Below are 14,822 nucleotides of genomic sequence, written 5' to 3' on the forward strand. Positions count from 1 at the left end.
TGGGTCAGGAGCGGGCGGTCGAGCGGGTCAGGTCGTCGTGCAGGTGGTTGAACAGGGCCGTGACCCGGTCGTCGCTGACGCCGACGCTGTGGCAGTAGTCGGAGAACAGTTGCGCAGGCGTCTTGGTCGGCTGGTGGGTGGCGATGCCCGCCGTGGCGCCGGTGCTCGCGTGGTCGGGGTGGATGCGGATTTCGAGGGCGTTGGGGAGGGCTTCCAGCAGGTCGTCGCGCATGCCAGCGTAGGCGGGCTGGGTGATCACGAGCCGGAGGTAATCCTCGCCGTAGACGGCGGGGTCGGCGGTGAGCTGGGCGACGGTCCCCTCGATGGTGCGCAGCCTGCGGCCGGCAGTGACCGGGATGTCGGTGATCTTCGCGGGGGTGCCGGGAGAGGCTTCGACGAGGCAGACCACGTGGGTGTTGTTCTGCTCGCCGAAGTCGATCGCATAGGGGGATCCGCTGTAGTGCACCGGGCAGGCGGCCGGGATCGTCTGTCGGCGGTGCAGGTGGCCCAGGGCCACGTAGTGCGCTTCGACGGGGAAGATAGCGGCGGGCACGTGGTATTCCATGATCGATTGGGCTGCCCGCTCGCCGCCGCCGAAGACGCCGCCGGTGCACGTCAGGTGGGCCATGACGATGTTGACGGCGTCGGAGGTGAAAGCCCCTGTCAGGTTGTCCAGGACATCTCGGATGAGCTGGTCGTAGGCGCCGACGTTCTGGGACGGGGTGTTGGCGATGATCTCCGCGGCGCGGACGGCGTAGCGCTGGGAGAGAAACGGCAGAACGGCGACGTTGACGCGCTCGTCGGTGGACTTGGCGCGGAAGCTGTGCACGCCGCCCTTTGCGGCCGGGCGGGCCTGGCCATAGACGTGGATGCCGGCGATGTCCATCAGCGGCTTGTAGGCCTCGAGTGTGGCACCGTGGTCGTGGTTGCCGGCGATCAGGACGACCTCGATGTCCTGCTTGGCCAGTTGCAGCAGGGTGCGCACGACAAGCCTTTGGGCGTCCGCGGTGGGCGCGGCGTTCTCGTAGAGGTCGCCGGCGATGAGGACGGCATCGACGTCGTTGCCGACGGCTATCTGGGTGATCTCACGCAGTACGCCTGCCTGCTCCTCGAGCCGGTTACGGCCCTTGAGGGTCTTGCCGACATGCCAGTCGGAGGTATGCAGAAACTTCACCGGGTCGGTCCTTTTCGGATGGCTGAAGCACAGCAGCGGATTGCGTCAGGCGTGATCTGAAAGCGCGTCGGCGGACGTCAGAAGGGCGGCTCGTCGATGGCCCCGTCGTCGGGGTCGTCGAACCACGAGTCGCTCTGGGTCTGGGGCAGCTTGCTGAACGGGTCCGGTCGCGCCGCACCACCGGCGTTCGAGTCAGCAGGCGAGGTGCCGGTAGTGAAGGTGGGGTCGGCGACCTCGGAGAGACGGGTGGCCCAAGCGGGGAAGGGGAATTCGACGGCCAGCGGCACCGGGATCTCGGGCTGGGAGACGAACATGGTGCCGGGCTTGGCGAGGGTGGCGCGCTGCCGCTGCGAGGTGGGCAGGAAGCCATACTCAGGGCGGCCGGCCTCGGCGGGGTCGAGCCGGCCGACGATCTTGATCGAGGAGTTCGACACGATGCGCCGTTCCACCTCGGAGGCGGTCTGCTGAGCGCCAATGAGGATGATGCCGAGCGAGCGGCCGCGTTCGGCGATGTCGAGCAGGACGTCCTTGATCGGGGAGGAGCCCTCGCGGGGCGCGTACTTGTTCAGCTCGTCGATCATCGTGAACAGCAGCCCGCCCGGACCGGCTTGCTCCTTGCGGTCGGTCTCCGCGGCTAGCACGACACCCACAACGAAGCGTTGGGCCCGCTCCGGCAGGTTGTGCAGATCCACGACGGTGACCTGCTGCCTCGAGGTGTCGATGGAGTGCGTGACCGGACGGTCGGTGACCGTGCTCAGGTCGCCACGAAGCAGGGGGCCCAGCGGCCTTTGGGACGACCGCAGCCGCCGCACGAATGCGTTGACGGTACCCATTCCCACCGCCGGCCCCGCCCAGTGGGCGCGTGTGCCCTCGTCGGTGACCTTCTGGGAGATGAACTCGATCATCTCTGCCCAGGTGCGGATAGTGGTTTCGTCGATGGCGACCGCGCCGTCGTTCCCTGCGGCCTGGGCCTCGTGGCGCAGCCGGCTGGTGACCTGGTGCACGACGATCGTGTACTGGTTCTTCTCGTCTTCGACGTCGGCGAACACGTACGGCAGCAGTTCGCGTTGGCAGAACTCCGCGAGCGTCCACCAGAACGCGGTGACGCCACTGGTCCGGCCGGTGACGTGGGGGCGGCCGGTGGTATCACCAGGCAGCGGCGGCGCGTAGAAGCCGGCGGAGGCAAAGGGTCGAGCGGGCAGGCCGAGCCGCGCGTACGCGGCGCGCAGCGTCTCGTCGAGGCGGGTGTTGGGCTGGTCGACGAACAGCAGGTCCTCGCCCTTGACCGAGAAGATCAGAGCCTTGGCGTTGACCGCGCGGCCTCCCAGGGCACCCGAGGTGAACAGCGAGTGCAACAGGAACAGCGCGAAGCTGGTCTTGGTCGCCACCCCGGAGATGCCTGAGATCGACACGTGGGCGCCGCGGGTACCGTCGAGGAACTCGAGGTTGAGATAGATCGGTTCGCCGTCACGGCCGATGCCGGCGGGAATCCGCGCGTCCATCTTGTCGAAGTACAAGGCGGCGTCCCGGTCAGCACCCGCCGCCCGGATCGCGACTGCGCCGGGGCGTGGCGGGACGTAGCACTCGGGCTCGACGCGGGTGGTGGTGACCTCGGCGATCTCCTGCACGGTCGCCGGCAAGATCCCGTCCGCAATGAGGAACACATCCGAGCCGAACGCGGCGCCCTCGTGGCGGGCGACCACCTCCGTCACCACCCCTGAGGTGACGACCTCGCCGTAGCCGGGGATCTGCCGACGGGTGCTGACCACGTCGTCGAGCTGCAGATACGCATCTGGGGAAAGGGCGACGTGAAACTTCAACGGCGTGGAGTCCTCAGTGCCTGCAACCTTCCCAACCTCCTGCTCGGCACCCCCGCTGGGGGGCAGGCCTCCAGGCGGCTGCTGACTCGTCATGGGCGCTGCACCGCGGCCTGAGGTAGTGCTGTCGACGCCAGGGGTTTTGGAGTCGGTATCGGTCATCGGCGGTCCTGTGCCTATCTCATCGTGCGTCGGGGCGGCGCTGGCGGCTGGCGGTGAACACCGTACGCCGGGGCTCCGAAACTACTGGGCAGTTCCACAGATTGCCGGGACTCCAAAGACGCCCACTCCCGACGGGCACGGGGGCGGCTTACCCTGCAGATGCGCAACCCGGGCAAGGCCGGCACCCGTCAGTCCCGCCCACCGGTCTCCCAACTCGACGCGGGCCAAGGACCGTTGGCACCTTCCCTCACCGAAGCGCTCCGCCATCGACGCAGGACCACCCACGCGTTGTCCGAAGGCGCGTCGCCGATCGCCGACGGGTGATGTCGTGGTCGGTCTATCCGCGTCACAGGGGCACAGGCGGATGGCTTCGGCGAGAAGCAGTCTCGCCCTGTTGTTCGTTCTCCCCGACCGCAGCATGTGTGGCCGGGCCGAAGTCGGCCTGCAGACGTACGTCCTGACGCGCTCGTTCTGCCGTGCGCAGCCGAAGGGCAGAAAGTTTCGGCACACAGAGATGTCAGATACATCCACACCCCCGGTGTGCTGGGCCCGCACCACGAACGGCGCAGGCGGTGAATAACCGCCTCAAGCACCCCACCCGCACGCGGTCTGCGCGCATCCTACACACGATTCCTTTACCATGCACACACATTTTCGCAACCTCTCGCACCGTGCCTGGAACGACACTGCGGCGGCCTCCCGGACGCAGCGCTGATCGGTCACGCTGCCGTGCGTCCCAGGCGAAGCTGTCCGGTCGACTCCGCTCCCCCCGGCAGACGCGCAGTCCACCTCGGCACACGACGTGCGGCGCTGGCGCGAGATCACAGAGATCACCGGTGAGACGGACCCCCCGCCCGAAAGCATCCCTGCCGACGACGAACCGGTCACCTACGCCGAAGCGCAGCTCGGCGGCTCATGCCGCTACGGCAAACAACGCCCGCCCTTCAGCAGCCCGTGCCCTGCGCGGGGACGGCCTCCACCACCGAACTGCACACCTTCGACCACGCCCCCGACTAGACACTGCTGGAGCCAGACCGGCCCATCGCGCTGCACCTGTCCACCGCGAGCGGCTCGTCGTCGCGGCCGAGCTGGAATGCCCGCCCTGGGAGATTGGGCCCTGCATGCTGTGCGCCGAGCCCACCCACCGTTACGGCCCCCGCAGCGCCAAGGCATGCCCCGCCTGCCGCTCACCACCCGCCAGCAACCCGAAGAGTGGTCGCTGTCGCGATGTCGCTTCTCACTGCAAGGTCCTGTCAGTTCTCGGAGCTACCGGACGTCACAGAGCACAAGAGCCCGGTGCACCGGCCGTGATGTCGGCTAGCAGCGCGGGAAGCAGATCCTCCTCGTAGACCGGCACAGAGTGTTTGCGCATCACGGGTACCAGGTGGCCGTCCCAGGGAGCATCTGAGCCCTGCAGATGCAGGACGTCAGTGCCCTCGGGGACGGCCGCGAGGTAGTCGGCTGCGCCCATCCGCCACGCAACCGCGGAAGGTGCTGCAGCCAGGAGGGCACGCATGTGTGCCAGGCCGGCCTGGTCGAAGTCAGCGCGGACGGCGATGTTCCATCCGGTGTCCGCCAGAGCGCCAATGGCTTCGCATTCCCGTTGGGAGGGTGTGCCGGCGGTGCAGATCACCCGTGGTCTCACGAGGCTGTCCCGGTTCAAGGCCTGGGTGCTGGCTGCGGCCAGCACGGAGGGGTTCTCGGTAACGAAGACCCACGTTCCGGTGGTCTCGGCAGGCTCCCAGTCGATATGGGCCAGCTCGCGGGGCGGCAGAGTGAATGTGGCACCGGGCGGGACCCGCCACCCCCGGGGCGTGACGCCGGTGATGATGAGCCCGCCGAGCAGATCGTCGCAGTCCACCCCCAGACGTGCCCAGCCCGAACGCACTGGGGTACCGGAGGATCCGGTCAGGGCCAGCACGAGTGCGGGCAGTGCGCCCGTATCAAGTGCGTGGGGATTGCCGGATACCAGGAGGCGGCGGTCGATACGCCGCCCCGGCGGAGGCAGTCGCGCGGCAACGTGCAGCGCCTGGCTTAGCAGTTCGGCGGGATCCGGCGCATTGAGCAGGCGGGTGACCCATCCCAGGGTGCGCAGGCGGGTGAAGACGGTTTCTGGGCCGACGAGATCGCGAACGTGGCCAGGTAAGTCGGCTGCCGCGCTCTCGAGTTGGGCGCGGATGCGGTCGGCCGCGACGGCCTGTTGGGTACGGCGGCGGGCGCTTGCCGCCAGCCGCCGGTTGCAGGCGTGGGCTGCGACGGCCCCGGGGGTAAGGCGGGGACCGCGGGTGGCCAGGGCGGTGGTCAGTCGTTCCAGGCTGACACGGCGGCTTTGGCCCGGTTCCAGGGGCCGTCCGTCGATGAGACCGGCCGCGGCGGCCCGCTGTACTGGTTCTGCGGGCACCGTCACTGTCACGGCGGGACCGCTGGTAAGGGACTCGTCTCCGCGCCGGTCGGCCACGGCTGCCATGGCCTTCCACAGCCATGCGAGTTCGGGGCTGAGCAGCGGGGCCAGATCCGCACCGTCGCATGCTCCCTCGCACAGGGCGCAGCTCATGCCACTCCTCCGGCCTGGGGTGCGGATCCCGTGTCTCCGGGCAGGTCCTGGCCTGAGCGGATGAGCATGGGGAAGGCAACGACGGTGCTGTCGGCGCCTGCTTCGAGGTCGTGGGCGTCGATGCCGTCCCAGGCTCCGGGTGCGCCGTCCCACAGGTAGGACGTGCACAGGATGTCCAGGTCGAGTTCGGCGAGGTAGCGGGCCAGTCCTTCGCGGCCGCGCTCGTCGACTTCCGCGGGAACTTCGTCGAGCGGGACCAGGCGCAGGCCGGTGCTGGTGAAGCGGTCGTAGCTGGCGGCAATGGCGGCGAGCATGGGTGCCAGGACGACCAGACGCCGTTCGCCGCCGGACAGGCCGGTGCGCGAGCCCCACAGACCGGTGACGGGCTTCCCGTCGGGGCCGGGGCGTTCCACGAGGTAGCGAACCTCGACCCAGCTGCGGATGTCGACGGCGGCGGCGAGGCGTTCTTGCATGGTGGAGCCGTCCGCGGCGGCCAGCAGGGACTGCAGTGCCTGGCCGACTTCTTCCTTCTGCGCGTCGGTGCGTAGGGCGTCACCGACGGTGCAGGACAGCTCATACACGGTGCGGGTGGCGGCGTCGAGGTCGCTGCGCAGGTCGGTCTGGACTTGTACGCCGACGCCGGAGGATGCCTGGGCCGCCCGCATTTTGCGGTTGACGGTCTTCTTCCAGCCGGTCAGGGCGGCCCATGCGGTGCCGATGGCGGAGGGCAGGCGGCCGATGACGAAGTCGCGCAGCGCAGCCGCTTCCGCGGCGTCGAGTGCGGCTTTGGCCCGGCCGGCGAGGGCCTTGGCGCGTTGGGCGGCGGTGAGGGGGTCGTAGTGGGTTTCTGCGTGGGTGAGGACGAAGGTGTCGAGTTCTTCGATGCCAGCGGGCGAGTCGTCGTGGGCGATGGTCCAGGTCTGGGCGAGTTCGGCACGGACGGCGTCGTAGTGCTCGCCGAGGGTCTTCTTGGAGGCGGTGGGGCGGCCGGCGAGCAGGTCGTCGACGGCGGTGAGGAGGTCGGCGGTGTCGGTGTCCTTGGCTGTGAGGCGGGCATCGGCGCCGAGGGCCTGGGTAAGGGGAGGGCAGGCGAGTAGTGCGGTCAGGTGCGCCCGGGTGGTTTTCTGCAGGGGCAGGGATTCGTTGAGGCGTTCTTGGGCGGCGGTGAGGTCACTTTCGCAGGTGCTGAGGCGTTTTTCGGCGATGAGGACCTGCGCTGCGGCTTGTTTGAGCTGCTGGTGGAGGTCCTTGGCCTGTGCGGTTGCCTGCTCGTAGCGGCGTGCCGCGTCATCGGCGTCGCCGTGGGACTGGGCTTCGGTGAGTTCTGCCTGGGTCTCGAGCACGGTGGTGTGCATGTCCTGGGCGGTGTGCTGGAGTTCGGCGAGGCGCTCGGCGAGGGCGGCTTCGTCAGGCAGAGCGCCCACGATGCGCTGGATCCGGGGCAGCAGCCGGGTGGTCAGCTGGGTTGCGTAGCCGTTCAGCTGCTGGGCGGATGCCTGGCTTGTGTCGATCAGCTGGGCCAGGCCGCCGGGGTCGGCCGGCAGGCCCAGGCTCCGGGCGCGGGTCTCCCAGGCGGTGCGCAGGCGGGTGTGTTCGGCCGCGGCGTCATCGGCCCGCCCGCGCAGGGTCCGTGCGGCGCCGTGGCGTTCATGCGCCGTCTTCGCGGTGCGGGCGCGCTCGGCCTCGGCGGTGGTCAGCTCGTCCCGTGGCGGGAAGCCTCGTCCTTCGGCCCGGAGGGCGTCGCGTTGCTGGCGACGCTCGCCAGCGAGCCGGCGCTCGTTGGCGGCGCTGGTCTCGAGTTCCTGCGCTGTGGCGTCGAGTTCGTCTGCCCTGGCTCGTGCCCGTGCGAGGCGGGTGCGGGCGCCGATGTGTGAGGCGGCCGGGATTTGGTTGCTGGCGGCGCGCAGGGCGGTGGCGGGGTCTGCGGCGAGGGGCCCGGCGGTGAAGGTGCCGTCGCGTCCGACGACGAGCGCCGGCGTGTCCGGGCGGTCGGAGGTGGTGGCGGTGTCGGCCAGGGCGATGCGCTGCAGGAGGGCGCGGGCGAGGTCGGTGTGAGGGTGGCTGGGGGCGATATCGAGGACTGCGGTCAGGTTGTGCTCTTGGACGGCCCCTGCGGGGCTGATGTGCCAGGCGTGGGTGGTGGCGCCGCCCTCGTGCAGGTGAGCGCCGAGGATTCCGGAACTGGCAAGGGCCAGCTCCAGCAGGGCCTTGTAGTCGTCCGCGTCGTCGAGGGTGGGGTGCCATTCGAGCAGGCTGCCGAGTGCAGTGTCGTCCTCGCCCGGCCCGGCCCAGGCGGGGCGCGGCAGTGGTAGGAGCCGTCCCGAGCGCAGGTGGTGAGCCTCGGTGCGGTGCTGGGCGGCGGTGGAGTCGAGGCTTGCTGCGGTGGCGAGGTGCTGCTGGGCTGCGCTCTCGTGACCGGCGGCGAGGGTTTCACCGATGCGCAGGGCTTGGTCGGCCCATGTGTTGAGCTGGTCGCGGACCGCGGCGGGTTCTGCGTGGATGAGGGCCTCGACGTCGTCCGTGTCCCATACGGTCAGTTCATCCCCGGCCAGGGGTGCTTCGTCGTGCAGGCCCCGCAGAGCGGGGTGTTCGGGTGCCCACCGGGTCAACTCGGCGAGTGCCTGGCGGGCGGCAGAGCGAGCCGCCGCGGTGGCGCGGTCATGGGCTTGGCTGGCTTCGTCGTAGGCGCTCTCGGCGCCGGCTGCTGTGCGGTGAGTGGTCGCGGCTGTCTTTTCGGCCGCCGCGACGGGGTCGTGGTCGCGTAGGACCAGTGTGGCCCGGTCGGCCGTGGATCGGTGTTCTTGGGCTCGGGTCCTCAACGTAGTGGCAAGCTGGTCGAGGCCTTCGCGGTCGTGGATGAGGGTGATGCCCGGTCCTGGATCGGCGATGCGGTCGGCGACCGGACGGGTGACGCGGGCCCGGGGGTGGTGGGCGAGCAGGGTCTCCAGGGCCACCGGCGGGGAACCGGCCGCCTCCGCGTCGGCCAGGGTGTCCTCGATGTCACCGATGGCGTCGTCGAGGGCGTCTTGGCCGGTCTTGGTCTGGGTGCGAGCCTGCTGGGCGGCGGTGTGCAGGCTGTCGTAGCTGCTGGATGCGGCGCGCTGTTCGGCGCGGAGCCGTTTACGCAGGCCCATGACGTGCCCGTGGGAGCGGTAGGCATCGCTGGTTTCGATGGCGCGAACGGCGGCCTGAGCCTTCTGGTGGGCATTGTCGAGCCGTTGGACGTCGCCTGCGGCCTGGTCGGCTTCGGCCTTCGCGCTCTCCAGCAGGCCGGTGCACTGCTGGACGCGGCGCTTGCGGATGCTGGCGTCGTCGTGGGCGTGGCGTGCGGCGGTGTGGGCGGTGCGGGTGACGTCGACGGCGTGCCCGGTCCATACGCGGGCGAACTCCTCGAGGAGGGTGGCGGCGTGCTCGTCGCGTTCGAACGCCTCACGGGTCGTATCGGATTCGGCGAGGGCCTCGGCGGTGGCGGTGAGAACGTCCTCAGCCACGCCGGGCAGGGACTGGCGCAGTGCGTCGGCGGCTGCGGCCGGGGAGACGTCGCCCAGCAGGGTGGGATTGCGCACTTCCCGCAGCCGTGAAGCGAGAAGCCTCAGTTCGCCGGAGGTGGTAGACCAGATGCGGGCGGCCAGCTCTTCGATGTAGTCCTCGGGCTCGGCAAAGACCCGTCCACCGGCGGCCTCGACGCGATCGGAGAACTCCTCGTGCTCCAAGGCGCTGTTGTGGGGGCCGCGCAGCGCCAGGTCCTTCAGCGGCTGGCCCGGCACAGTGAAGGGGACGACCCTGACGGCGGGGGTGGAGCTGGGCGAGTACTGCAGCCGGACACCGAAGCTGACGACGCCGTCTGCCGCCCCGTCTGGCGTGTTCGGTGCCGGTTCGCCGGCTGGGGCTGCGAACGTCAGCCAAAGATAGCCGTAGCGGCGGCCCTTGGCAGGGGCGCCTTCGCTCATCAGGAGTTTCAGGGTGGTGGGGCGTGCCTTGCCGGCGGCCAGTTTGGCTCCGTTCAGATCGAGCAGGTAGGGCCACAGGGCTTCCAGGGCGGTGGTCTTGCCGGTCCCGTTCGGTCCGCGCAGCAACAGCCGGCCCGAGGCGGCAGGCAATTCCAGGTCGCCGTAGCGCCACACGTTCGACAGCCCGGCGCCGACCAGCCGCCAGCGCCCGCCGAAACGACCGGTGTTGCCTGACGGTGCGGGCGTCGGCGGCAGGGCGAAGTCGAGGTCGAGGATGTCACTCATGCAGGGTGCCCTTCGCGTTCTTGTCGGTCTCGGTCGCGCTGAACAGGCCCTCCTGCAGGGCTGGGGGGCGCTTCGGTGTGGGTGTGCCGCGGCGCGGGCCGGTGCGGGCGGTTTTGGGCTGGGCGGTGCCTTCTTCCGCCCAGCGGCCGGTGATGGGGGCGAACCACCACATGAGCGTCGTCTTGCCGTCGGCCTGCGGGGTGGTGGGGGGCAGCCAAGCCAGGTGGGTGCCGGTCAGCAGGTCGCGTACTTTGCCGGTCAGCAGGAGGGAGTCTTGGACGTACTCGGTGCTCCAGCCGCCGCGGCCGGAGGCGTTGTTGGTACCGAATGTCGTCAGTGCTTCCACCACCGCCTCCTCCGCCAGGCCGCGCCAGCCCATCCCGGGGGCGTTGTCGGCGGTGCCGTGCAGTGCGGCGTGGTCGAGGAGCAGCAGCGCGGCGTGGGCGATGGTTCCGGGTGCCGGGAAATGCATTGGGCCGAGTTCGCCAAGGTGACGGAAGGCCCCATCGGGCACCACGAATGCGGCTCCCTCCGCGCGGCGTTCCAGGACGAGCCCGAACGCGTCGGCCAGCGGGCCGCCGTCATCGCCGCGCACACGCTGGCTCAGCCATTGCGCCTCGGCATCGTCCAGCAGCGCGGTGTGCACACAGGTGTCGTCCACGAGCGCGCGGCGCATCCGGCGGGCGGCGTCCGGTTCGCGCTGTGCCTGTTCCAGCCATGCGTGCGCGTCGGCGGCCGGGTCGAGGGTGCCGGGGTTGGCGATGACGTAGGCCAGCCGGGTGTGGTGGACGGCCAGCAGCACAGCGGCCTGTTCGTCGTGCAGGTAGCGGTCGAGGTCACCGTCAAGGCGTTCGATCACACCGCGGTCGTCGAGCATGTGCAGGGCGGCCAGGATCGCCCGACGTTCCGTGATGTCATGGTGGACGGGCAGTCCGGCCTCGGCAGCGGCGGCGTGGGCCTAGGTGACCAGGTGTCCCACGGCGGTACGCGGCGGCATCGACTCGGCGGCAGCCAGCAGCAGGAAGAACCAGGAGCAGGCGGCGGCATTTGGTCCCTGGTCGGCCCACGCCTGGGGGCGTGGTGGTGGGCTCTTGCGCAGGCGGACCAGGTCGCGTTCGACGATCAGGACCCATCCCAGCCGGGCGACGGCGGAGCGCAGCGCGTGCTCGTTGCGGCGTACCGCGGCGATAAGTTCGTCGTCGCGGCCGCCGATGAGCCAGCAGGTGGCCGCCAGGCGGCGCAGGAGTGCGGCTGCCTCGGCGTCGGCCTCGGGGCGCCATGCCCTGCGCCGCTGCGGAGAAGGCGGGGATGCCGGATCCGGTGCGGACTCCGGCTCTCGTACGGGAAGGTCCGTGTCCTCGCTCATGCTGCGCCCTCCTGCCGGGAGATGATGCGGGAGGTGTCGTTGTCGGACGTGCTCGGGCCGGTGTGCGGGGTGATGCGCAGTGTTGCGTGCGCCGAGATGTCGTCCGTCGTCGTCGTTCCTGCGAGGGCGGCGAGGGCCGCGGCCGAAGGACGCTGGCCGGGCCGATGGAAGAGCGGGATGCGTCCGGGCAGGAGCACCCTCCAGGTGGGGGCGTTCAGGATGCCGGTGCCAGAGCCGGTGTGCACGAGAGTGCAGGCAAGACCCCCGCTCGTGCCGGTGCGGCGGGGCCCGGTTGCGGCGGCGCGCGCGGCGGCCATCAGGGCGGCGAGCGCGGCCCGGGCGGCTGCCTCGTCCAGCTGCTCGCCGGGAAGCGCGGCCAGCACCTCGGCGAGTGCCCTTTGGTGTCCGGCCTGGCGGCGTGCCCGGGCCTCGGCGACCTGGGCCTTGGCCACGGTGTCGTCGCGTGGTGCGGCGCCTCTGCCACGCGGCCCCGACCGGCCGGCGGTGCGCAGCAGTGTCGGCACCGGCACCTGCGGTCCGCCACGCCAGGACGGATTGCGGCCCATGTCGTCCTCATCGGCCTGGCCGTAGAGCTTGCGCCAGGAATGGTCGCCGACCGCGGCCTGGAAGATCTGCACCCCGATCTCCGGAGTCAGCACCGCCCGGGCCAGGGCCAGGGCACGGCTACGGGTGGAGGCGGTGCCTGCCGAGGAGTGCAGCCGACGCAGGTTGGCGTGCATGCCTGGCAGCGCCCTCACCAGGCGCAGCGAAAACCGTGCGGCCCGTCCGGTTCGGGCATCGAACCACGCGCACAGTCCGTCCCAGTCCTCCGCGCGTCCGCCGCGGGAGGCGCGGAGGGCACCCGCGGCGATGAGGTCACGGGCCTGGGAGGCATCGACGACCGCCTGGGCCAGCAGGCCGAACCACGGCCGCAGCACCGCGAGTGCTGCGGCGGCCCGTGCGGAGCCGGAGTCGAGTTCGACTGCCACGCGGGTGGCGTAGTCGACCAGAAGACCCTTGAGGTCGTTGGTGTGTTCCTCGTCCAGGTCGAACCGGTCGGCGAGACCGATCAGGCCATCCTCGGCACCCACCAGGGCAGCGTCGAGGTCGTCGTGGCTGGTGAACACAGAACTCACGGCATCCAGCACGGTAGCGTCGAGAAGGCTGGCATCGGGCTCGCCCACGCCCAGGGCTGCAGCGAGCTGCTCAAGGTGGGACACGATGCGGCTGAGCGACACGATCGGGATTTCCCGCACGGTGACCGTTCCCGCCAGGACCTGGCGGTAGAAACGCTGGACGTGCCTGCCCGCCGGGCTGGCGGTGTAGCGCCAGTTCCGGGGCAGAATCTCGGCGTACCGGCGGGCGTGGCTGGTGTCCGACCGGAACGAAACCGCACCCATGTCTTTCAGCGCGTCCAGGCGTCTTTCTACCAGGCGTGCGTCCAGGCGCACTCCGGCAGCCACCAGCGCTGCCGCGACCTCGGCAACCGTCAGGTCGGTCACCGACCCCTCCAACACATCCATGATCGCGATGTATTCGCTGGACTCCTGCCGCACCAGATATTCCACGGCCTTACGCGCGTCGGGCACGCTGTCGGCTGTGGCGGGCTTCTCTTCTTCTGGTGACACCACTCCCCCATCCACGACGCCAAGGGCGCTTGTCCAAGCCTCCTATGGAAGGTAGATGCCCCCACTGACAACGTCCTCGGAAAGGCCCGAATTAAAGGGACTCCCGTTACGCCGCTTGTGACGAGAATGCATCACCTCCCCCTCGGACAGAGGTGATCAAGAACTACCCCAGGCCAACCGCCTTACCGCGCAGCACCACTGGCATGCTTGAGCTGCCTCGATAGCCGCGGCAGCAAGTAGCGGGCTGCCCGCAGAATCGGCGCTGAGGCGGCTGGAATCGCAGCCTTCGTCTCCGGGAGCTACCGGAAGGTATTCAGCCATGTTGAGGGATGAAGCCCAAGCCCTAAGCGTGGCCGTCGAGGGGCGTGCCTTCCACACCCCAGAAATTCGATAAAACGTTCGACTTTTTGGTGAGTTCGTCACTCCACAACGGCCAGCCGGCAGGGAAGCTCCGAGCCCTGCCGCCATGGCCCGGCCGACGGCCTTGACGCAATCGCCCGCGCCTATGGCGTCGATACCGCCTGGACTCAATCGCTCATGAGCCCCCGTCAGCGTGGACTCACCCGGCCGCGCGCGGACCCACGCCATCGGTGCGCACTCACGTTGCTCGAGAAAATCGCTTGTGGCGCACCGCCGATACGTCTAGCCTGCGGGCAGGCAAGGAGCCTGGGAAAGTACCTGGGCCACCACCAATCACCTTGAGGTACGGAGCGTCGGAAAGCACCCTCGCCACCACCTCCTCCCATCCCTGCGCACCCCTCCTGTCCGGCGTATGCCGGGCGGGCGAAAGGCGTCCCCTTGACCATCTACTCTCAGCACGCCAACCGTGGGAAGACCCAGGTCCTGGCGACCTACCAGGGTCCGGACGGCGTCGAATCCAAGACTGTGACGAGCCTGGGCGACCCGCGCCTTGCCCTTCCGATCGTCGACGCCCTCAATCGGATCTCCGCCTTCGCCACCGTTCCCGTCAGCGTCCATGACCGCCGGGGACAGCGTGCGGACTACTACCCGCGCAAGCACCTTGCGGCACTGACAGAGGCTGCCGCCCGTGCCGATCTCCTCTGTGGCGCCCACAGCCTCTGGTACGAGTACGTCTGTCTGCGGCTTCACCAGGCGCTGGCCGATCTGGAGAACGCACTGGTGAGCGTGCCCGATACGGTCCGTCGGGCGATCCGCTCCGAACTGGAGGTGGAAGAAGCCGAGTTGCGTGCGGCACTCGACGACTTCTCGGGAACCTCCTCGGGACCTGAGACGGAGAACGTGCGTTGTTGGGAGTTCGCCCATCCGTTCGTGAAACATGACGACGGAATGGACACACTGAGCGACGAGACCCGCGAACGGCTCGACCGCCGTGAGGCAGGGCTCACTTCGGAAGAGCGGGAGAAGGCTGTCGCCGGCCTCCGGGTGCTGGTCACAGCGCACTCCCGGTGCACCGGAATGTGGGCCACACTGGACGACCCAAGCTGCGAGCTCTTCGCCGAGCCGCACGACTCCGACGGTTTCTACATGACGGTCCAGGCGCCGGAGCCTGGCGATGGCGACGGTTGCTGGGAGGTCGAGGTCGGGCGCTGGGAACCGGACGATCCCGACGAGGAGTACGGGGAGCACAGCAGTGCGACGGGCAGCACCGTGATCGGCTGTGCCCTTCCCGCTGTACCGGACGCCGACGAGATCGCGCACTTGCTGAAGTCCGTGGAGGAGAAGCCGCTGCTGCTTGCTCAGTGGGCCGAGACGCCGGTGGGCGCGGCGCTCGCGGGGACAACGGCTGTGGTGACAAAGCGCTACGACTCCTGATCGGGCGTTCGTAAAGGGATACCGGCTTGCCCGTGCGACGGACTAGCCCCGGCCGCCGTGCTGGCGGGAGACCCGTCACTCGCGGCGATAAG

Annotated in this window: 6 protein-coding genes and 1 pseudogene; 1 reads left to right on the plus strand and 6 read right to left on the minus strand. The window is 69.6% G+C overall.

The features are described from left to right. Positions 1 to 4: 4 nt before the first annotated feature. The 6 genes and pseudogenes from SGLAU_RS00120 to SGLAU_RS00145 form a co-directional block, all read right to left on the minus strand. On the minus strand, positions 5 to 1,174 hold the full coding sequence (locus SGLAU_RS00120; RefSeq protein WP_043497220.1) for an exonuclease SbcCD subunit D: 1,170 nt from the start codon (positions 1,172 to 1,174) through the stop codon (positions 5 to 7). 77 nt (positions 1,175 to 1,251) lie between these two features. Next, a complete protein-coding gene (locus SGLAU_RS00125) occupies positions 1,252 to 2,994 on the minus strand; it encodes an ATP-binding protein (RefSeq protein WP_244315131.1) in 1,743 nt (580 codons plus the stop codon). A 1,435-nt stretch (positions 2,995 to 4,429) separates the two neighbouring features. Continuing rightward, complete coding sequence (locus SGLAU_RS33205) at positions 4,430 to 5,707, minus strand: DUF2399 domain-containing protein (RefSeq protein WP_078957510.1); 1,278 nt, start codon at positions 5,705 to 5,707, stop codon at positions 4,430 to 4,432. Then, positions 5,704 to 9,942, minus strand: coding sequence for an SbcC/MukB-like Walker B domain-containing protein (locus SGLAU_RS00135; RefSeq protein WP_043497223.1), 4,239 nt, complete (start codon positions 9,940 to 9,942; stop codon positions 5,704 to 5,706). The genes SGLAU_RS33205 and SGLAU_RS00135 overlap by 4 nt, the downstream gene beginning before the upstream one ends. Continuing rightward, positions 9,935 to 11,308, minus strand: a pseudogene (locus SGLAU_RS00140) (DUF2398 family protein). Before SGLAU_RS00140 ends, SGLAU_RS00135 begins: the two are co-directional and overlap by 8 nt. Continuing rightward, a complete protein-coding gene (locus tag SGLAU_RS00145) occupies positions 11,305 to 12,936 on the minus strand; it encodes a DUF2397 family protein (RefSeq protein WP_244315132.1) in 1,632 nt (543 codons plus the stop codon). The pseudogene SGLAU_RS00140 and the gene SGLAU_RS00145 overlap by 4 nt, the downstream one beginning before the upstream one ends. 798 nt (positions 12,937 to 13,734) lie before the next feature. Between SGLAU_RS00145 and SGLAU_RS00150 the strand changes: the two genes are divergently transcribed. Continuing rightward, positions 13,735 to 14,730, plus strand: a complete 996-nt coding sequence (locus tag SGLAU_RS00150) for a hypothetical protein (protein WP_043497225.1) — start codon at positions 13,735 to 13,737, stop codon at positions 14,728 to 14,730. The last annotated feature ends 92 nt before the right edge of the window (positions 14,731 to 14,822 follow it).

Source organism: Streptomyces glaucescens, from assembly GCF_000761215.1.
GTDB lineage: Bacteria > Actinomycetota > Actinomycetes > Streptomycetales > Streptomycetaceae > Streptomyces > Streptomyces glaucescens_B.

Bases quoted from the DNA above. Each gene is read 5' to 3' on its own strand.
- SGLAU_RS33205 (WP_078957510.1), bottom strand. From the start codon at position 5,707: ATGAGCTGCGCCCTGTGCGAGGGAGCATGCGACGGTGCGGATCTGGCC.
- SGLAU_RS00135 (WP_043497223.1), bottom strand. From the start codon at position 9,942: ATGAGTGACATCCTCGACCTCGACTTCGCCCTGCCGCCGACGCCCGCA.